Genomic DNA, 19835 nt, shown 5'->3' on the forward strand with positions numbered 1-19835 from the left:
GACCGCGCACGCGGCCGGCGCGCGCAGGCTCATGCCGGCCGCTGGTCGTTCCGTGCGCGCTCGAGCGCCGCCACCACGGTGCGGCTGTGCGCAAGGAGCCGGTCTCTCGCGTCGAGATCATGCGCGTCGATGATGCGGGTGAACTCGCGCATCTCCTCGACCATGCGGTGCGGATGGACGGTGGGATCGAGGCGCTCCGGGTCGCGCCCTCGCAGGTGCATGGTGATGGGACCGCCGGAGTTCGGGGCGCCGTGCATCTCGATCCAGCCCTCGTCTCCGTGCACGACGGTGCGCGACGGGCCGTCGGCGTCCTTCGCGCAGATACCGATGCCTAGGGCGTCGGCGTATTCGAGGGTGACCACGCCGCTCGTGTCAGATCCGCGCTCGAGCGTGGCGCGATAGTCGACGCGCAAGGGCGCCCCGAGCACGCCGACGATGCCATGGAGCGTGTAGATGCCGAGGTCCATCAGCGCTCCCCCGCCCCGAGCGGGGTCGAATGCGGGCGGCATGGCTCCGTCTCGGAACGCGTCGTAACGCGACGAGCGCTGCGTGTACACGGATTCGACGAGCCGGATCCTGCCCAGCTCGGGCAATCGGGACGCCACGGTACGGAACGCCGCGAGGTGCTGCGTCGTGATGGCCTCCACAAGGATGAGCCCGCGCTCCCGTGCGAGCGCGATCAGCGAGTCGAACTCGGCGACGGTGGGCACGATCGGCTTCTCGCAGATCACGTGCTTGCCTGCCGCGAGCGCGGCCCTTGCCACCTCGAAGTGCAGATCGTTGGGCAGCCCGATGTACACCACATCGATGTCGGGGTCGTTCAGGCATTCGTCGAGGTCCGCGTAGACGCGGGAGACATGGTGCTCCTGGGCGAGGGCGGAGACCCGGTCGCGGGACGACTCACGTCCTTGGATGGCGATGACGTCCATTCCGGGGATCTCAGGGACGATCGAGAGGAGTTCCCTGACGATCATTCCCGAGCCGATCAGCGCGAGTCTCATGGCTCCATCCTGCCCGTCATGCCGCAGATGCGGTGTGGCTCTCCCCCACCTCGACGGGCACCGCCAGAGTGTTGCCTGGCCCTGGCAGCGGGCACACCCAGTCGCTCGAGTACGCGCACGAGGGCTGGTAGGCGAAGTTGAGGTCGACGATCAGCCGACCGGCGTCGCCGCCGAGGTCGGCGCCCTTGACGGTGTCGAGCACGTACCTTCCCCCGCCGTAGCTGCGTGGGCTCGCGTCCCTCAGTGGGACGAAGATGCCGCCGCCGTAGCTGTCGAGCCACCACACGTCGAGCGAACCGAGGTCACCGAGCTGGACGCGCCCGATGCGCTCGAATGGCACCACGCCGTCGGACGCCGTCGGGACTTCGCGCCGCTCGCCCGGGCAGGGCTCCACGGGCACCTCGAAGCGCATCGCGAGATCGTACGGCGCCACCACGGAAGCGAAGGTTGACCGCGCCGCGGGAGGCACCGGCGAGGCGGGGTGGGTTCGCAGCAGTCGGTCGCGCTCCTCCGCCCACCGCGCATGCCCGACGCTCGGGTCGGGTTCGGCGCGCACGCTCGCGTACAGCTCCGCTATCCGCGAGCGCCAGTCCCTGATGTCCCATGCGTCCATGCCAGGCGCAACCGTGCCGCACGCCGCGGGATTCCCCGAGCGGTACGGCGGACATCCTTGCAAGCCCTTGGGATGCGCCGCATGCGTCGACGCGGCCTGCCAGCGCTCCGATCACGCGAGGAATGCGGCGCGCGAGGCCTCTACAGTGCTGAGGCGGTCGCGGACAGCCGTGCGACCGCTTCAGCGGCCTCGCGGGTGTCGACGGGTGCAGCCATCGCCCGACAGTCCTTCGCGAGCGCCGCGAGCCGCGCCATCTCCGTCAGACCGCCGTTGAGCCTCGCATCGATCGGGCCCAGCCGAGGGCCGAGCGCCTCAGACAGGCCTGCCCTCACTACGAGGTTGCGCCACCCTGCGAGAAGTCTCTGGAACTCGCGCAGGCGCCCGTCGGCGGCTTCGACTCTCTCCGCTGCGGCCTCGAGGCCGCGTGACGCGTACGTGATCATTCGCTCGGCTGAGGTCACCGACTCCGCGAGCGCTCGCGCGAGTTCCTGCACGCTCCGTGCGGGATCCCCCACTGCCTCGCCGGAGTGCACCTCTCCCGCGAAGATCATGCACATGTCGGCGTGGAGCACCGAGAGCGCGAGCCCCGCACGCAGATCGAGCACGGCGGTGCGCACCTGGGCAAGGACGGCCCCGAGTGGAGCCACGTCGTCAGACACCGCCTCCGCCAGTGACACCGCGCCGCGCGCCGAGGTCGCGAGCGCTGGTGCGGCTCCGTCTGCCGTCGCGGCTGCCGCGGCTGCGGCCCCTGCCGCGGCCACGAGCTCTACGATCCCCGCCTCGAGCCTGTCGCGTCCTGCGGCCAGCTCCTCAGCCATCTGCGCTGCGGTCGAGTAGCGTGCGAGCAGCGCGTCCAGCGCGGCGTCGACGTCGCGGATCGCGGACACCAGGGCATGCAAGGGATCGGCCGGGTCAGTCACTGGTGGGTGCGGCGGGGCGGCGGCGCGGCGCGCCTCGACTTCGGCGGGCAGCAGGGTGCGGATCACGTCGTCGTAGGTGTCGAACCCGAGAGCTGACAGACGCGCCTGCAGGTCGTCCGCGCCGAGTCTCGCCGCCTCAGCGCGCGACAGGCCTTCGTCCCGCCAGCGGAGCTCACGTCGCCTGGTCTCCTCATATGCCGCTTCGACCGGACCCCAGAGGTCAGGCCGCATGGCCGCAGACCGTACTGACAGGAACCCGTCGCCGAGCGGCGTGACGGTGGAGAACGTGCGGTAGTAGGCGTCGTCCTTCGCTTTGTTGACCACGTACGCCACCATCGACTGGCCGCTCAGCAGCCGGTCCCACATGATGCGGAACGCACCACCCGGCATCGCAGGATGCCGAATGATGTTGTGTGGCTGGCCAAGCAGTTCCACGGCGGCGAAGCGCGACAGCCGCACGAAGGTCGAGTTGACCGACTCGATGACGCCGCGCCTGTCCGTCGTCGAGAAGAACACCTCCTCAGCGCCGTACGCTCTCTCCGTCAGCCCCTGATCCCGCCACCACTCGCTAGTCATGCACGTCCCCTCGGTCACGGCAGCATTGCCGTCTCGCCCGACACTACTCCCGCGGCACGGCTCCCACCGCACCGCTGCCGTGGCGTCCCTTCAGGCCTTTGCCCGGTCTTGCCAGGGAAGAAACACTCCCGTGACCGAGTTCTGACATGATGACTACGCATCGACGACGGGGTATTCATCCATGGCAGACGCACCGCAGACACGGACCAAGAGACTGGGTCACCGGGCAGACGCGCCCGTGCCGACCTCGACCTACAGGCTTCAGCTGACGGAGGACTTCGCCTTCGCCGACGCCGCCGCTCGCCTCGACTACTTCGCGAGCCTGGGCGTCAGCCACCTGTACCTCTCTCCGATCCTCACCGCGGCCCCTGGATCCACCCACTTCTACGACGTCGTCGACCACTCCCGGATCGCCGACGTGCTCGGCGGCGAAGAGGGTCTCCGGGACCTCGCATGGCGCGCGGGCGAGCGCGGCATCGGTCTCGTCGCGGACCTTGTGCCCAATCACATGGCCGTCCCGACTCCCGCGTACCACAATCGCGCGCTGTGGTCGGTGCTCGCAGAGGGCGCAGATTCCCCGTTCGCGCATTGGTTCGACGTCGACTGGGACAGCGGTGACCCCGTGCTCATGCCCGTCCTCGGAGAGCGGCTCGGCTCGATCCTCAGTTCCGAGCAGCTCACTCTCGACCGCATGGTCGTGCCAGGCTTCGAGGACCAGGGCGAAGTGCCGGTGCTCCGCTACTACGAGCACGTGTTCCCCGTGAAGACCGGCACCGAGAACCTGCCGATGGCGTCGCTCGTCGGCGAGCAGAACTACCGCCTCGCGTACTGGCGGGTGGGCAACGAGGAGCTCAACTACCGCCGGTTCTTCGACGTCGGCTCGCTCGTGGCCGTCCGCGTCGAGGACGCGGACGTCTTCGACGCGACGCATCGAGTGATCGTCGACCTGGTGAAGGACGGCACCCTCGCGGGCCTGCGCATCGACCACCCAGACGGCCTCGCGAACCCCGCGGGCTACATCGAGCGACTCTCGGAGGCCACCGACGGCGCATGGATCGTCGTGGAGAAGATCCTCGAGGACGAGGAGACGCTCCCCACCTCGTGGAAGACCGCCGGCACCACGGGCTACGACGCGATGTGGCGCGTCGGCGCTCTGCTTCGCGACCCCGCGGGCGCGGCCCCGCTCGCGGGCACCCTCTACCGCCTCACCGGCGACGCGCTCGGCTCGCTCCCCCAGCTGATTCAGGACGCGAAGCGTGAGATCGTCCGTGAGTCGCTGTCGAGCGAGGTCCACCGCCTCACCAACCTCGCGCATCGCGTCTGCACTGCGGACGTGCGCCTGCGCGACCATACCTGGCGAGCCCTGTACGACTGCCTGCGCAGGCTGCTCGTCGCGTTCGAGCGGTATCGCGCCTACGTAGTGCCGGGCGTGCAGCCCAAGCCGATGTCGCTTGACGCGATCGACCACGCTGCGGACAAGGCCCGGGCGCTGCTCGACCCAGAGCGCCACGAGACGCTCGACGTCGTGGTCGACCTGCTCAAGGGGCGCGAGGTCGGCTCCGCGGGCCGCACCGAGGACGCGACGCGCGCCGAGCTGATCACCCGCTTCCAGCAGGCGTGCGGCGCGGTGATGGCCAAGGGCGTCGAGGACACCGCGTACTACCGCTGGACTCACCTGCTTCCGCTGTGCGAGGTGGGCTCGCCCGCGGCCCGCTTCGCGATGCCGCCAGCCGGCTTCCACGCCTGGGCCGGCGAGCAGCAGCTCACGTTCCCGCACGCGATGACCACCCTGACCACGCACGACACCAAGCGCTCCGAGGACGTCCGCGCTCGGCTCGGCATCCTCAGCGAGGTTCCCGACGACTGGGACGCACTCGTCGCGGCACTCCGCGAGGCCAGCACCTCTATGCGACCGCAGCAGCTTGACGGTCGCATGGAGAACCTGTGGTGGCAGATCCTCGTCGGCACGGGCGACGAGGACGGGCCGATGGAGTGGGAGCGCCTCTCGGGGTACCTCACGAAGGCCATGCGCGAGGCGAAGACCCACACCACGTGGACCTCGGTCAACGAGGAGTATGAGGACGCAGTCCAGGGCTTCGCGTGGGCCACCCACGGTGACGAGACGATCAGGGCGCTGCTCGCGCGCTGGCACCACGACACCGTCGAGGGCGTGCGCGCCGCGGTGCTCGGCCAGAAGCTCATCCAGCTCACCATGCCAGGCGTTCCCGACGTGTATCAGGGCAACGAGACGCTCGCGCCGTCGCTCGTCGACCCCGACAACAGGCGCCCCGTCGACTACGACGCCCGGGAGGAGGCGCTCGCGCGTCTCGACAAGGGCGGGCGGGCCCGCACGCTCGCCGACGAGAAACTGCTCGTCACCGCGAGCGCGCTGCGGGCGCGTCGGGACCACGCCGATGCGATGGTGGGGCCCGATGCGGGATACCAGGCGTTGCCCTCGTCCTCGGGGCACGCCGTGGTCTTCGCACGCACTGTCGCCGACGTACCGCGGGTCATCACGGTCGCCACGCGTGTCGCGCTCGAGCTGGAGCACCTGGGCGGCTGGGGCGAGACCACGGTGCAGCTTCCCGAGGGACGGTGGCATGACCTGATCGGACGTGCGGACCACGAGGGAGGCACGGTGCACCTCGCCACGTTGCTCAAGTCGCACCCCGTCGCGCTCCTGGTGCCCGCATGAGCGCGGCGAAGGTCTGGGCACCGACAGCCCACTCGGTCGAGATCCATGTGCGCCCTCCCATGGCTCCGCACGATTCCGAGCCGGATGTGGCGTCGATGGAGCGCACCGAGGACGGATGGTGGGTCGGTCCGCGCCTCGAGCACGGGACCGACTACGCGTACGTCGTGGACGGGAACGGTCCCTTCCCTGACCCTCGCAGCCCGTGGCAGCCCCGCGGGGTGCACGGCTTCTCGCGCGCCTTCGACGCCTCACGGCACGAGTGGAACGACGCTGCCTGGGCCGGGCGCGACGCACGGGGCGCGGTCACCTACGAGCTGCACATCGGCACCTTCACGCCCCGCGGCACCCTGGACGCGATCGACGACCGGCAGCTCGCCGACCTTGCCTCTCGCGGCATCGAGATGCTCGAGCTGATGCCCGTCGCCGCGTTCCCCGGCGAGCGCGGCTGGGGCTACGACGGGGTCGCAATCTACGCCGTCCATCAGTCCTATGGTGGGCCAGCGGCGCTCCAGTCGTTCGTGGACCGTGCGCACGCGCACGGACTCGCCGTGTGCCTGGACGTCGTGTACAACCACCTGGGACCCGACGGCAACTACCTCGCGCAGTTCGGCCCGTACTTCACCGACGCGCACGAGACGCCGTGGGGATGGGCCGTCAACCTCGACCAGGAGGACGCCGTCGGCGCACGAGGCTTCATCGTCGACAATGCACTTCGGTGGTTCGAGGACTTCCACGTGGACTGCCTGCGGCTCGACGCGGTACACGCACTCGTCGACGATTCCGCGCGACACGTCCTCGCGGAGCTCTCGGACGCCACCGCGGCACTGTCCGAGCGGCTCGGCAGGCCGCTGTCCCTCGTGGCGGAGTCCGACCTCAACGACGCGAGCATGGTCCAGCCGACCGACCAGGGCGGCAAGGGCATGACCGCGCAGTGGGCGGACGACGTCCACCACGCGCTGCACGCGTACCTCACCGGCGAACGCCACGGCTACTACTGCGACTTCGGCTCGCTCGAGACCCTCGACAAGGCGTACCGCGAGGTCTTCGTCCACGATGGCTCGTTCTCGACGTTCCGCGGCGAGAACTGGGGCGCGCCCGTGCCGGACGGAGTGGCGCGCGACCGGTTCGTCGTCTTCGCGTCCAATCACGACCAGGTCGGCAATCGGGCCCTCGGCGATCGCCCCGCGTCGCGGCTCTCCCCGGGCGCGCAGGCGGCGTCGCTCGCGTTCATCCTGCTGTCGCCCTTCACGCCGATGCTGTTCATGGGCGAGGAGTACGGCGAGACCCGGCCCTTCATGTTCTTCACGGATCACGACGAGCCCCTCGGCTCCGCAGTCTCGAAGGGCCGCATGAGCGAGTTCGCCGGGCATGGCTGGGAGGACCTCTACGGCGGCGACGTCGACGTGCCCGACCCGCAGGACCGCCAGACGTTCCTGCGCTCCAAGCTCGGGTCCGGCGTGGCTGCGGCGGGTCCCCTGGCCGCGAAGCTCGAGGCGTGGGTCGCCCACCTCATGGCCGCGCGCCCCCACACGCTCGAGCCCGACGCATGGGCACGTCACCCTGTGAGCGTGACGGAGACGCTGCCACGGCAGGTGACGCTCCACGGCCCCGTGCTCGTGCATGCGAACCTGTCGGGCGAGCCGTCGCGCCACCAGGGCTCGGCGCTCGCGGTGTTCGGCGAGGCGGCGTTCCACGACGGGGGCTTCACGCTCGCACCGGACTCGGTGGCGATAGTCGCCGCCGAGGATGCAGCGGCGGACGCCTGAGCCGGCCGACGCGTCGGCCGGGCGCCTGGATGACCTCGTCGCTCAGGCCTCAGCCATGGCAGCCAGTCGCGACAGTGCCCTGAAGTACTTCTTGCGATAGCCACCGCGCAGCATGTCCGGCGTGAAGATGTCCCCCAGCGACTCGCCGGTCGCCACGACGCGCACGTCGCGGTCGTACAGGCGGTCCACGAGCGCGACGACCCTCAGCGCCTGCGCCTGATCCTCCAGCGGCCCGACGTCGCTGACGCCGAGGACCTCGATGCCCTCGACGTAGGCGCCGTAGCGGCTCGGGTGAACGTGCCACAGGTCGTCGACGAGAGCCTTCCAGTCGGCCACGGTCCCGCCGGAAGCTTCGCCGATGGCATCCAGGTCGCCGTCCGACGCGGGCGGCGGGAACGCGATCTCGCCGCGCCTGCGGTAGTCGCGCCCGTCCATCGTCTGCACGCTGAACACGGCCGCAACCGCCTGGATCTCGCGCCGGAAGTCCTCCGCGGCGAACCTCCCCTCGCCCAGGGACTCAGGAAGCGTGTTGGAGGTGGCCGCCACCGCGACGCCGCCGTCGGTGAGCTCGCGCATGAGCCGCGCCATGAGCAGCGTGTCACCGGGGTCATCGAGCTCGAACTCGTCGATGCAGACGAGGGCGAAGCCCGCGAGCTGCTCGCGCGCGCCCGCGAATCCGAGCGCGCCGACCAGGTGCGTGTACTCCACGAACGTGCCGAACGCGGCCCGGTCTCCCACCGCATGTGCCATCGAGGCGAGCAGATGGGTCTTGCCCACGCCGAAGCCCCCATCGAGGTACAGGCCCCGGCCGGAGCTCGACGGACGCAAGCCCACCAGCCCACGTCGGGTCGCGCCCGTCGCGAACCGACGAGCGGCCTCCTGAGCGGCGGCCTGGCTCGGGTAGTCAGGGTCGGGCAGGTACGTGTCGAAGGTCGCCCGCGCGAAGTGGGGCGGTGGCACGAGCTGCCCGACCAGGTCGGAGGCGGGCACATGCGGCCGCCTGCCGACGAGGTCAGGAGTCATGTCTGCGGTGCAGGTGCGTCGCTCAGGCCTCGACCTCGCTGCGGTCGCCCGACCACAGCGTGTGGAACGTCCCCTCGGCGTCCACGCGCTTGTAGGTGTGAGCCCCGAAGAAGTCGCGCTGACCCTGGATCAGCGCGGCGGGCAGTCGCTCGGAGCGCAGCGCGTCGTAGTACGCGAGCGAGGACGAGAACGCGGGCGTCGGAACGCCCGTGAGCGCGGCCATCGACACGATGCGCCGCCATGCGCCCACGCCCTCGGACACCGCGTCGGCGAAGTACGGGTCGACGAGCAGCGAGGCGAGCTCACCGTCACGCTCGTAGGCCTCGGTGATGCGGTTGAGGAACCGTGCACGGATGATGCACCCGCCGCGCCAGATGCGTGCCATCGCGCCGCGGTCGATGTCCCAGCCGTACTGCTCGGACGCGGCCTGGATCTGGTCGAAGCCCTGCGCGTAGGCGACCACCTTGGACGCGTACAGCGCGAGCCGCACGTCCTCGATGAAGCCCTCGCGGTTGTTGATGTGCCAGTCCGACGTCGAGGCCGACAGCACGTCGCGTGCCGCCTCTCGCTGGGCGACCTGGCTCGAGATGGCTCGAGCGAAGGTCGCCTCGGCGATGCCGGTGACGGGGACTCCGAGGTCGAGCGCGTTCTGCACGGTCCAGCGACCGGTGCCCTTCTGCCCCGCCTGGTCCACGATGACGTCCACGAGCGGCTTGCCCGTGCGCGCATCGACCTGCCCGAGGACCTCTGCGGTGATCTCGATGAGGAAGCTCTCGAGGTCGCCCTCGTTCCACTGGGCGAAGATCTCGCCGATCTCCGCGGGGCTCAGGCTCAGGCCGTCGCGCAGCAGCTGGTAGGCCTCGCCGATCAGCTGCATGTCCGCATACTCGATGCCGTTGTGCACCATCTTGACGAAGTGGCCGGCGCCATCAGGGCCGACGTGCGTGCAGCACGGCACGCCGTCCACCTGCGCGGCGATCTTCTCGAGGATGGGGCCGAGCGTCTCGTAGGACTCAGCGGGGCCGCCGGGCATGATCGAGGGGCCTAGCAGCGCGCCCTCCTCGCCGCCCGAGACGCCCGCGCCGACGAAGTGCAGGCCGAGCTCCTTGAGCGCCGCCTCACGCCGACGCGTATCCGGGTAGTGCGCGTTGCCCGCGTCGATGACGATGTCGCCCGTCTCGAGCAGCGGCACGAGCGAGTCGATCACGGCATCCGTGGCCGCGCCGGCCTGCACCATGATGACGACCTTGCGCGGACGCTCGAGCGACGCCACGAAGTCCTCGAGCGACTCCGAGCCAATGAAGTCGCCCTCGTCGCCGTGCTCCTCGATGAGCGACTGCATCTTCTGCGGGCTGCGGTTGTGCACTGCGACCGTGAACCCGTTGCGTGCGAAGTTACGGGCCAGGTTGCGACCCATCACTGCGAGTCCGGTCACACCGATCTGGGCAAGCGCCATGTCAAGTCCTCTGGGGTCGGGGAACAGTCCTCGCCCAGCCTAGAGGCTCCTCGACCGCGTGGCGTACCGGACGCTCGCGCGCACGGTCCTAGGCTCGGACCATGGCAGACGACATCGCGTCGGCGCCCGAGCTGTTCCGCGAGGCGCTGCGGTCCATTGCGGGCGCGCACGTGCGTCGCGACGTGCGTGTGGTCGAGGTGCCGGCGCCGGGGCGGATCGCGCCGTACGCGGCGGCGATCAGCGGCGAGGCCGTCGATCCCGGCATCGAGGCGTCGGGGCGGTTCGTGCTGCTGCACGATCCTGACGGCAACGATGCGTGGGACGGCACGTTGCGCGTGGTCGCTCTGGTCAAGGCGCAGGTCGAGCCCGAGGTCGGCGCCGACGAGATGTGGGCGGACGTCGCGTGGGCGTGGCTCGTGGAGGCGCTCGAGGATCTGCCTCACAGGGAACGAGGAGGAACGGTGACGAAGGTCGTGTCGCGGTCGTTCGGGGAGATCTCCGAGCGTCCGGACGAGGTGCATGTGGAGGTGCGGGTCTCGTGGACCCCGGAGGACGCCGAGATCGGCGCGCACGTCACGGCATGGACCGAGCTGCTCGCCTCGTGCGCCGGCCTCCCTCCGGTCCCGGACGGGGTGGCCGTGCTGCGGGGGCGTCCGGCATGACGGACGCGCCGGAGACTGAGCAGACCGAGCCCGCCGTCGTCCCGCTCACGGAGCCCGCGGGCGGCGTCCCCGACGTCGTGGACACGCCCGACGCTCTTGCCGAGGTCGTCGCCCGCTTCGCCGCCGGCACGGGTCCGGTCGCCGCGGATGCCGAGCGCGCGTCAGGATTCCGCTACGGCCAGGCCACCTACCTCGTGCAGTTCAAGCGGGAAGGCGCGGGACTCGCGCTGATCGACACCGCCGCCCTGACCGACCTCAGCGCGTTCGGGGAGGCTGTGGGCGACGCGGAGTGGGTGTTCCACGCCGCAAGCCAGGACCTGCCCGGCATGCGGGAGCTGGGCCTGAGCCCGGCCAGGATCTTCGACACCGAGCTCGCTGCGCGCCTTCTCGGCTGGCCCAAGGTGGGACTCGCCGCGGTCGTCGAGCGCGTGCTCGGCCTCGCGCTCGCCAAGGAGCACTCCGCGCAGGACTGGTCGACGCGGCCACTGCCTCATGACTGGCTCGTGTATGCCGCGCTCGACGTGGAGGTGCTGATCGAGGTGGCCACGCACCTGCGCGGCGAGCTCGAGGCAGCCGGCAAGCTCGCGTGGGCGGAGCAGGAGTTCGAAGCCGTGCGGCTCGCGCCGCCTTCGGAACCGCGTGTGGACCCGTGGCGACGCACCTCCGGCTCGCACCAGTTGCGCGATCAGCGCGCGCTCGGCATCGTCAAGACGCTGTGGGAGGCGCGCGAGCGTGAGGCCCAGCGTCGCGACATGTCGCCCGGTCGCGTACTGCGCGATGCCGCGATCGTCGCGGCGGCGCAGGCGAAGCCAGCGACCTACGACGACCTCGTCGCCATCCCCGAGTGGCGCTCGCGCGGCACGCGGCGAGCCGCGAGCCGTTGGTGGCCGCACATCGAGGAGGCGCTCGCGCTGCCCGAGCGTGCCCTGCCCCCGCGTCGCGGTCCCCGGGGCGACGGTCCTCCCCCGCCTCGCGCGTGGAAGGACAAGCGCCCGCTCGCGGCGGCACGGCTCGCGCTCGCGCGCGACGGTATCCAGGAACTCGTCGAGCGCCATGGCATGCCAGCCGAGAACCTCATGCAGCCGGACGCGGTCCGACGCTGCTGCTGGGAGCTGGTCGATGCCGAGCCCACGGCGCTGCGCGCCTTCCTGTCGGGGCGTGGAGCGCGCGAGTGGCAGCTCGATCTCGTGGTGCCCGTGCTCGTCGACGCCTTCACGCGCGCCGCAGAGGAGCCCGCCGAGGCGACCGAGGACGCCTGACCGCTCCGTCCGCGCGACCGTTACGCGAGCAGTTCCTGAGCGGTGTCCGCGATCGCGGACGCGTCCAGGCCCACCTGCTCGAGGATCTGGGCGCGGCTCGCGTGGTGGAGGAACTCGCGCGGCACCCCGTGGTGGGACCACCGTGTGTGCCTGCCTGCGAGGCGCGCGAACTCCTCCCACGACTGGCCCAGGCCAGCGTCGACGAGCCCGTCCTCGATGGTGACGACGAGCTCGGCGTCACCCACGATCTCCAGCAACCCCTCCGGCACGGGGTGGACCCAGGTCGCACTCGCGGCCAGGACGGAGCGTCCATCCGCCGCGAGCTTGCCTGCGACCTCGACCGCTGTGGCCGCCATCGGGCCGAGCCCCAGGACCACGACGTCGGGCGCACCGGACCCATGCTCGGCGAGCACGTCGATGTCCTCGACGCTGCGCAGGGATGGAAGCGGTTCGCCCAGCGCGCCCTTGGGATAGCGGACCACCGTCGGGGCGTCATCGACGTCGATCGCGTCGCGAAACGCCGATCTCAGGGTGGGCTCGTCGCGCGGTGCGGCCAGTCGCAGGCCGGGAACGTGGCGCAGCAGCGCCATGTCCCACATGCCGTTGTGGCTGGCTCCGTCGTCGCCGGTCACTCCTGCGCGGTCGAGCATGAACGTCACGCCTGCACGGTGCAGCGCCACGTCCATGAGCACCTGATCGAACGCCCGGTTGAGGAAGGTCGCGTAGACCGCGAAGACCGGGTGCAGTCCCGCATAGGCGAGGCCCGCCGCGCTGGTCACGGCGTGCTGCTCCGCGATGCCGACGTCGATGACGCGGTCGGGGAACTCGTCGGCGAACGGCTGCAAGCCGACGGGGGCGAGCATGGCCGCTGTCAGGGCGACGAGGTCGTCTCGCTCGCGACCGGCCTTGAGCATCTCGTCGGCGAAGACCTTGGTCCACCCGAACCGTGACGGCTCGATGGGCAGTCCGGTCTCGGGGTGGATGCGTCCCACGGCGTGGAACCGATCCGCGACGTCCTGCTCGGCGGGCGAGTATCCGCGGCCCTTCACCGTGAGTACGTGAACCAGCACCGGCCCGCCGAAGTCTCGCGCCTGCCGCAGCGCCTGCTCCAGGTGACGCTGGTCGTGGCCGTCGATGGGTCCGATGTACTTGAGGCCCAGGTCCTCGAACATGCTCTGCTCGGTGAGCAGCCCCTTGAGCGCACGCTTGCCGTGCATCACCGTGTTGTAGGTGAACGAGCGGAACCGTCCCCGGTTCTCGAAGGTGCGCTTGCCCCAGCCGAGGAACTGCTCGTAGCGGCGATCCGTGCGGATGCCGTCGAGCTTGCGCGCGAGCCCGCCGATCGTGGGCGCGTACGAGCGGCCGTTGTCGTTGACGACCACGACGATGCGGTCGCCGCCCGCGGCGAGCGAGTTGAGCGCCTCCCACGCCATGCCGCCGGTGAGCGCGCCGTCGCCGATGACCGCGACGGCCGTCCGGTCGCGCTCGTCACGCAGCGTGTGACCGCGCGCGATGCCGGAGGCCCACGACACCGCGGTCGAGGCGTGCGAGTTCTCGACGATGTCGTGCTCGCTCTCGGCGCGCGACGGATAGCCGGAGAGCCCCCCGCGCCTTCGCAGCTCGGAGAAGTCCTTGCGTCCCGTCACCAGCTTGTGAACGTACGACTGGTGTCCCGTGTCGAACACGATCGAGTCGAGCGGAGACTCGAAGACGCGGTGCAGCGCGAGGGTGAGCTCCACGACTCCCAGGTTGGGCCCGAGGTGCCCGCCCGTGCGCGACACGGAGTCGACCAGCACGTCGCGGATCTCCTCGGCGAGCGCATGAAGCTGCTCGTACGAGAGGTCGGCGAGGTCGCGCGGCGACTCGATGCGCTCCAGCACACTCACTCCTTCGGGAACGGGGTAGACATCACTGTACGCGTCACGACGGGTGCCGCCGCGGCATCAGCAGGGTGAACGCCGTCGGCGCGCCCGCCGTTCCCGACGAGGCGCGCCGACATGAGGTCGCTACTGCGTGACGAGCGACCGGAGCACGTACTGGAGGATGCCGCCGTTGCGGAAGTAGTCGGCCTCTCCCGGCGTGTCGATACGGACCACGGCGTCGAAGGCGACCACAGAACCGTCGGACTTCGTCGCGCGCACGGGCAGCGTGCGCGGGTGCTCGCCTGCGCTGAACGCGGACACGCCCACGATGTCGAACGTCTCCGTGCCGTCGAGTCCCAGCGAGGCGGCGGTCTCGCCCGCGGGGAACTGCAGCGGGAGCACTCCCATGCCGATCAGGTTGGAGCGGTGGATGCGCTCGAAACTCTCGGTGATGACCGCGCGCACGCCGAGCAGGCGCGTGCCCTTCGCCGCCCAGTCGCGCGACGAGCCGGACCCGTACTCCTTGCCTGCGAGCACCACGAGCGGCACGCCTGCGTCGGCGTAGGCGACCGAGGCGTCGTAGATGGTGGTCTGCTCACCGGTGAGGTGGTTGCGGGTGAAGCCGCCCTCGACCACATTGCCATCGGAGTCCGCGAGCAGCAGGTTCTTGAGGCGGATGTTGGCGAAGGTGCCGCGGATCATCACCTCGTGGTTGCCTCGGCGCGAGCCATACGAGTTGAAGTCCTTGCGGTCCACGCCGTGCTCGGCGAGGTACCGTCCCGCGGGGCTGTCGGCCTTGATCGAGCCAGCGGGCGAGATGTGGTCGGTCGTGACCGAGTCGCCCAGCAGTGCCAGCACACGCGCGCCCGCGATGTCCTCCACGGGCTCCGGGGTCAGCCCCATCCCCTCGAAGTACGGTGGCTTGCGCACGTAGGTGGAGTCGTCCTCCCATTCGAACGTCTTGCCGTCCGGCGTCGGCAGCCCCTGCCAGCTCGCGTCGCCAGCGAACACGTCCGCGTAGTCCTTCTCGAACATCTCCTGCGTGATGGAGGATCCGACGATGGACTCGACCTCTGCCGCGTCGGGCCAGATGTCCTTGAGGTAGACGTCGTTGCCCTCGGCGTCCTGGCCGAGCGCCTGCGACTCGAAGTCGAAGTCCATGGTGCCGGCGAGCGCGTAGGCGATCACGAGCGGCGGCGACGCGAGGTAGTTCATCTTCACGTCAGGGTTGATGCGCCCCTCGAAGTTGCGGTTTCCCGACAGCACCGAGACCACCGTGAGGTCGTGCTCGTTGACCGCGCCTGACACGGGCTCGGGCAGCGGGCCCGAGTTTCCGATGCAGGTGGTGCAGCCGTAGCCGACGAGGTGGAAGCCGAGTGCCTCGAGCTCGGGCCACAGCCCCGCCTTCTCGTAGTAGTCGGTCACGACCTTCGATCCCGGCGCCATCGACGTCTTGACCCACGGCTTGGACGTGAGGCCCTTGGCGTTCGCGTTGCGCGCCAGGAGCGCTGCCGCGAGCATCACGGACGGATTCGAGGTGTTGGTGCACGACGTGATCGAGGCGATCACCACGTCGCCGTCCTTGAGCGGCACGGTCTCGCCTGCCTCGTCGACGTACGTGGCGTCCTTGGCGTCGCCGGCGCGCACCTGCGAGATCGCCTTCTCGAATGACGGCTTGGACTCGGACAGCGCGACGCGGTCCTGAGGGCGCTTGGGGCCCGCGATCGACGGCACGACGGTCGAGAGGTCGAGCTCGAGGTACTCCGAGTACACGGGCTCCACGTAGCCGGGTGCAGCCGGGTCGTGCCACATGCCCTGCTCCTTGGCGTACGCCTCGACCAGGGCGACCTGCGCGTGGGACCGTCCGGTGAGCCGCAGGTAGTCGATGGTGACGCCGTCGATCGGGAAGATCGCGGCGGTCGAGCCGAACTCAGGGCTCATGTTGCCGATCGTGGCGCGGTTGGCCAGCGGCACCGCACCGACGCCCTCTCCGTAGAACTCGACGAACTTGCCGACCACGCCGTGGCGGCGGAGCATCTCCGTGATCGTGAGCACGACGTCCGTCGCGGTCGCACCTGCCGGGATCGCGCCCGAGAGCTTGAACCCGACGACGCGCGGGATGAGCATCGAGACGGGCTGGCCGAGCATCGCCGCCTCGGCCTCGATGCCGCCGACGCCCCAGCCGAGCACGCCCAGGCCGTTGATCATCGTCGTGTGAGAGTCGGTGCCGACGCACGAGTCGGGGTACGCCTGCGTCACTCCGTCGACGTCCTTCGTCATCACGCCGCGCGCCAGGTACTCGAGGTTCACCTGGTGCACAATGCCGGTGCCAGGCGGCACCACCTTGAAGTTGTCGAACGCGGTCTGGCCCCAGCGGAGGAACTGGTAGCGCTCGCGGTTGCGCTGGTACTCGAGAGCCGTGTTCAGCTCGAGTGCGTCCTTGCGGCCGAAGATGTCGATCACGACGGAGTGGTCGATCACCATCTCGGCGGGCGCGAGCGGGTTGATGACGGTCGGGTCGCCGCCGAGGTCGGCGACAGCCTCGCGCATCGTCGCGAGGTCGACGACGCACGGCACTCCAGTGAAGTCCTGCATGACGACGCGGGCAGGCGTGAACTGGATCTCCGTGTCGGGGTCCGCGGTCGGGTCCCAGCCGGCGAGCGCCTGCACGTGATCTGCAGTGATGTTTGCGCCGTCCTCGGTGCGCAGCAGCGCCTCGGCGAGCACCTTCAGGGAGTAGGGGAGCTTCTCGAGTCCAGGTACCGCGCCGAGGCGGTAGATCTCGTAGCTCGCGTCGCCGACCTTCAGCGTCGACTTTGCTCCCAGGGTGTTCACGCTCATCGCTGAGTCCTCCAGTGCTCGGGGTCGAGTTCATCCTAGCCGCCGCGCGAGGGCGGTCGCCGCCCGCCCGGATGGTCCCGACGCGCCGGTCAGGCCGCGGAGAACGTCGCCACGGTCTCCACGTGGTGGGTCATCGGGAACAGGTCGAACGCCTGCGCCTCGTCGAGTGCGTACCCGCGCTCTCGGAGCAGTCCGGCGTCCCTGGCGAGCGCGACGGGGTCGCACGCGACATACACGATGCGGGGCGCGCCGAGCCGCGCGATCGCCTCGATCGTGCGCGCCTTCGCGCCCGATCGTGGCGGGTCGAGGACCACCGTCGCGTCGGACCAGTCACGGCCCTGAGCGGCTCGCTCAAGGTATCGGCGGACGTCCTCGCCCACGGCCGTCGAGCCCGCCCGACGCGCGAGGTTGCCCGCGAGCGCTGGCGGCACCTTCCCCTGCAAGGGCGCCTCGACGGCGACGACGTCGCGATCCGCAGCGGCGAAGGGCACCGCGAGCAATCCGGCACCTGAGTAGAGGTCGAGCACCGGGCCGTCGGCGAGGGCGCGCGCGACGGTGGCGTCGACCAGGGTGGCGGGCGCCTCCCGGTGGACCTGCCAGAAGTCGGCGGCCCTCACGCGGTACGCGAAGGAGCCCGACTCTGACTCGACTCGCTCGTGCAGCCACCGCCGGCGAGCGTCGCGCCCGGTGGTCGTGACCGCCGTCTCGCCGGTGGAGCTGACGGCCACGTCGATGCGCGAGCCGGGCGCCGCGCTCGCGTCGAGCAGAGCGCTCTCGGCCTCGGGCACCGCGAGGGGCATGCGGGTCACGCGGCGCCTCTCCCCCGTCCCGGCAACCGCCATGGACGCGTGCCCATCTGCACCTGCCACCGCGCTCACGCGCGTCCGGTAGCCCAGCCCGCCGCGCTCATCGTCGCCAGCCGCGGCATGCACCTCGCCCGTGAAGTCCACGTGGGCGAAGCGCTCGAACGCTTCCTTCAGCACGGCGAGCTTCCACGCTCGCTGGGCCGGCAATGCGACGTGTCCGAGCTCGGCTCCCCCGACGCCGCCCGCGGCCGCCTCCGGCCACGGGTGCTCGACCCTGTCGGGCGACGCCTCGAGGACGGCGACGGTGTCAGCGCTCCAGAAGCGCGCGTCGGGCGCGGGATCGACGACCTCGGCCTCGACCACCTCCCCCGGCAGGGCGTGGCGCACGAACACGGCGCGGCCCTCGTGTCGAGCGATGCAGTGTCCGCCGTGCGCTGGCGCTCCGACCTCGAGACGGATTCTCATGCGCGGGTCTGACCGTCGGTCTCGAGTGCGAGCGCTCGCTCGCGTGCTGACTCGAGGTGCCACGGCACGGCCGAGACGACGACGTTCGGCACGTCGAGCAGTTGTTCGCGCAGTCGCTCGCTGGACTTGTTGTGCAGCAGCCGCTCCCACCAGCGCCCGACCACGTATTCGGGCACGTAGACGACCACCATGTCCCGCGGGCTCGCGCGATGCAGGGACCGCACGTACTCGATCACGGGGCCACCGAGGTCGCGATAGCGGGACTCGAGCACGATGAGAGGCATCCCCAGCTCGCGTCGGCCCCACTCGCGCTGCAGCCGCTCCGCGTCCTTGGGCTCGATCGCGACCGTCACGGCCTCGAGCCGCGCGTGGCGGGCGGCCTTCGCGAAGGCCATCGCACGCATCGCCGGCCGGTGGAGCTGCGCCACCAGCACGATGCCGTGGGTCGCGCTGGGCAGGGCATCCGAGCGGTCGTCCGGAGTGAGTGCCACATCGGCGCGCATGTGCGCGTAATGCTTGGAGATGGCTCGCATGAGGATCACAAGGCTCACGATCAGCACGAGCGCGATCCAGGCGCCTGACGCGAAGTTGAAGACGGAGACGACGATCCACACGAGGAACGCGACGGCCGCGGCGACCACGTGCAGCACTCGCCTGCCCGCGAGGGCGCGCCGCTTGCGGCGGGAGCCCTCGCGCGTCACGGCTGCGCCGAGGTGACGCACCATCGCGATCTGGCTGAGCACGATCGAGGCGAACGCCCCGATCACGTACATATGGATCAGCACCAGAAGCTCGGCGCCCGAGAGGACGATCAGCAGCGAAGACAGACCTGCGACGATCAGCACGCCCCCGCGGAACACGTAGCGGTCGTTGGCCATGGAGAGCTGGCGCGGCAGGTAGGCATCCCGTGCGAGCAGCGAGGCGAGGCTGGTGAAGCGGCGGAACACCGCGAACGCGGCCGCGTACAGCAACGCGACGCCCGCGATGGCGACGCCCCACAGCGCGAGCGGTGCCCCGAGCACGGCGTCGGTGGCCTGGAGCATCACGGGCCCGCTGGCCCAGCCGGAGATGCGGTAGCGCCAGGCGAGCCACACGATCGCGATGAACGCGGCTGCCGCGGCGCCGGTGGCGACGAGCAGGGTGCGTCCCGCACGGCGACCTCGTGGCGGTGCGTGGAACGGGCCCGCGGACGCGAGGTGCTCGATACCCGTCACCATCACGGCGCCCGAGGCGATGGCGCCCGCGAAGGCCGCCATCACGGAGAGGCTTCCCGCCTGCGCGGAGCCGCTGGGCGAGGTGGCCGCGTCGGCGTGGAGCACCCCGAGCACGGCGAGAACGGCCACCACGATGAGGAAGCCGAACCATACGGCGAGCAGCACGCGCGTGCGATCACGGATGCCGCGCAGGCTCACGAGCGTCATGATGCCGATCACGCCGACGCCGACCACACGCTCCCAGCCCCGCGCCTGCGGGACCACGAATGTGATGATGCCGGTGATCGCGGACACCGACACGGCCACGGTGAAGAAGTAGTCGACGAGCAGGGCGGCACCACTGACGAGGCCGTACTGGGCGCCGAGCTCGTCCCGTACCAGTCCGTAGTCGGCACGCTCGTCTGGGCGCGCCCTCACGTTGGAGCGGTAGGCGAACCCGAGCAGCAGCATGATCGCGACGACGCCGACGCCTACCCACAGGGTCGCCCCCTGCTGCCCTCCGCGACGCAGGGCGTCGAGGATCGCATCGGGCGCATACGCCACTGCCGAGAGGAGCCCTGCGCCGAATACGGGCAGGGCGAGCCGCGTCCTCAGGGTCACCTGGCCTGCGCTGCCCGTGGCCACCGGATGCCCGAAGACGAGGCCCTTCAGCGTCTCGAGAAACGTCCGCACGTCG

13 protein-coding genes are annotated in these 19835 nt (G+C 70.5%); 4 read left to right on the forward strand and 9 right to left on the reverse strand.

All coding sequences use genetic code 11. The features are described 5' to 3' along the window. Window positions 1–29: 29 nt before the first annotated feature. The 3 genes from B7K21_RS01445 to B7K21_RS01455 all read right to left on the reverse strand — a co-directional run bounded on the left by B7K21_RS01445 (window position 30) and on the right by B7K21_RS01455 (window position 3110). Window positions 30–1001, reverse strand: a complete 972-nt coding sequence (locus tag B7K21_RS01445; RefSeq protein ID WP_084073154.1) for a Gfo/Idh/MocA family protein — start codon at window positions 999–1001, stop codon at window positions 30–32. 16 nt (window positions 1002–1017) lie between these two features. Beyond that, window positions 1018–1614 (reverse strand): DUF1684 domain-containing protein, encoded by a 597-nt coding sequence (locus tag B7K21_RS01450; RefSeq protein WP_084073155.1) that lies wholly within the window; start codon window positions 1612–1614, stop codon window positions 1018–1020. Between the two features lie 140 nt (window positions 1615–1754). Next, window positions 1755–3110, reverse strand: a complete 1356-nt coding sequence (locus B7K21_RS01455; RefSeq protein WP_084073156.1) for a hypothetical protein — start codon at window positions 3108–3110, stop codon at window positions 1755–1757. A 181-nt stretch (window positions 3111–3291) separates the two neighbouring features. On the opposite strand from B7K21_RS01455, the gene treY reads away from it, so the two are divergent. Next, on the forward strand, window positions 3292–5805 hold the full coding sequence (gene treY / locus B7K21_RS01460) for a malto-oligosyltrehalose synthase (RefSeq protein ID WP_084073157.1): 2514 nt from the start codon (window positions 3292–3294) through the stop codon (window positions 5803–5805). Beyond that, on the forward strand, window positions 5802–7571 hold the full coding sequence (treZ, locus tag B7K21_RS01465; protein WP_084073158.1) for a malto-oligosyltrehalose trehalohydrolase: 1770 nt from the start codon (window positions 5802–5804) through the stop codon (window positions 7569–7571). The genes treY and treZ overlap by 4 nt, the downstream gene beginning before the upstream one ends. 42 nt (window positions 7572–7613) lie before the next feature. Here treZ and zapE read toward each other — a convergent pair whose 3' ends face one another. Then, on the reverse strand, window positions 7614–8594 hold the full coding sequence (gene zapE, locus B7K21_RS01470) for a cell division protein ZapE (protein WP_084073159.1): 981 nt from the start codon (window positions 8592–8594) through the stop codon (window positions 7614–7616). A gap of 22 nt (window positions 8595–8616) precedes the next feature. Then, on the reverse strand, window positions 8617–10050 hold the full coding sequence (gndA, locus tag B7K21_RS01475) for an NADP-dependent phosphogluconate dehydrogenase (RefSeq protein ID WP_084073160.1): 1434 nt from the start codon (window positions 10048–10050) through the stop codon (window positions 8617–8619). A 101-nt stretch (window positions 10051–10151) separates the two neighbouring features. Between gndA and B7K21_RS01480 the strand changes: the two genes are divergently transcribed. Then, entirely contained in the window at window positions 10152–10712 is a 561-nt protein-coding gene (locus B7K21_RS01480) for a DUF3000 domain-containing protein (RefSeq protein WP_084073161.1), read from the forward strand. Continuing rightward, window positions 10709–11971, forward strand: a complete 1263-nt coding sequence (locus B7K21_RS01485) for an HRDC domain-containing protein (protein WP_084073162.1) — start codon at window positions 10709–10711, stop codon at window positions 11969–11971. The genes B7K21_RS01480 and B7K21_RS01485 overlap by 4 nt, the downstream gene beginning before the upstream one ends. A 20-nt stretch (window positions 11972–11991) precedes the next feature. Here B7K21_RS01485 and dxs read toward each other — a convergent pair whose 3' ends face one another. The 4 genes from dxs to B7K21_RS01505 form a co-directional block, all read right to left on the reverse strand. Beyond that, entirely contained in the window at window positions 11992–13857 is a 1866-nt protein-coding gene (gene dxs, locus B7K21_RS01490; RefSeq protein WP_084073163.1) for a 1-deoxy-D-xylulose-5-phosphate synthase, read from the reverse strand. A gap of 120 nt (window positions 13858–13977) precedes the next feature. Beyond that, the gene (gene acnA / locus B7K21_RS01495) at window positions 13978–16674 is read right to left on the reverse strand and encodes an aconitate hydratase AcnA (RefSeq protein WP_084073164.1); all 2697 of its coding nucleotides are present in this window, start codon (window positions 16672–16674) and stop codon (window positions 13978–13980) included. A gap of 89 nt (window positions 16675–16763) precedes the next feature. Further along, window positions 16764–17945, reverse strand: a complete 1182-nt coding sequence (locus tag B7K21_RS01500) for a class I SAM-dependent RNA methyltransferase (RefSeq protein WP_084073165.1) — start codon at window positions 17943–17945, stop codon at window positions 16764–16766. Next, window positions 17942–19831, reverse strand: coding sequence for an amino acid permease (locus tag B7K21_RS01505; RefSeq protein WP_159448373.1), 1890 nt, complete (start codon window positions 19829–19831; stop codon window positions 17942–17944). The genes B7K21_RS01500 and B7K21_RS01505 overlap by 4 nt, the downstream gene beginning before the upstream one ends. Window positions 19832–19835 lie beyond the last annotated feature (4 nt).

The organism is Demequina sp. NBRC 110052 (genome assembly GCF_002090075.1).
GTDB lineage: Bacteria > Actinomycetota > Actinomycetes > Actinomycetales > Demequinaceae > Demequina.

What these genes read in the sequence shown, in the direction of transcription:
- B7K21_RS01445 (WP_084073154.1), bottom strand. Translation starts at nt 1,001, where the DNA reads ATGAGACTCGCGCTGATCGGCTCGGGAATGATCGTCAGGGAACTCCTC.
- B7K21_RS01450 (WP_084073155.1), bottom strand. Translation starts at nt 1,614, where the DNA reads ATGGACGCATGGGACATCAGGGACTGGCGCTCGCGGATAGCGGAGCTG.
- B7K21_RS01455 (WP_084073156.1), bottom strand. Translation starts at nt 3,110, where the DNA reads ATGACTAGCGAGTGGTGGCGGGATCAGGGGCTGACGGAGAGAGCGTAC.
- treY (WP_084073157.1), top strand. Translation starts at nt 3,292, where the DNA reads ATGGCAGACGCACCGCAGACACGGACCAAGAGACTGGGTCACCGGGCA.
- treZ (WP_084073158.1), top strand. Translation starts at nt 5,802, where the DNA reads ATGAGCGCGGCGAAGGTCTGGGCACCGACAGCCCACTCGGTCGAGATC.
- zapE (WP_084073159.1), bottom strand. Translation starts at nt 8,594, where the DNA reads ATGACTCCTGACCTCGTCGGCAGGCGGCCGCATGTGCCCGCCTCCGAC.
- gndA (WP_084073160.1), bottom strand. Translation starts at nt 10,050, where the DNA reads ATGGCGCTTGCCCAGATCGGTGTGACCGGACTCGCAGTGATGGGTCGC.
- B7K21_RS01480 (WP_084073161.1), top strand. Translation starts at nt 10,152, where the DNA reads ATGGCAGACGACATCGCGTCGGCGCCCGAGCTGTTCCGCGAGGCGCTG.
- B7K21_RS01485 (WP_084073162.1), top strand. Translation starts at nt 10,709, where the DNA reads ATGACGGACGCGCCGGAGACTGAGCAGACCGAGCCCGCCGTCGTCCCG.
- acnA (WP_084073164.1), bottom strand. Translation starts at nt 16,674, where the DNA reads ATGAGCGTGAACACCCTGGGAGCAAAGTCGACGCTGAAGGTCGGCGAC.
- B7K21_RS01500 (WP_084073165.1), bottom strand. Translation starts at nt 17,945, where the DNA reads ATGAGAATCCGTCTCGAGGTCGGAGCGCCAGCGCACGGCGGACACTGC.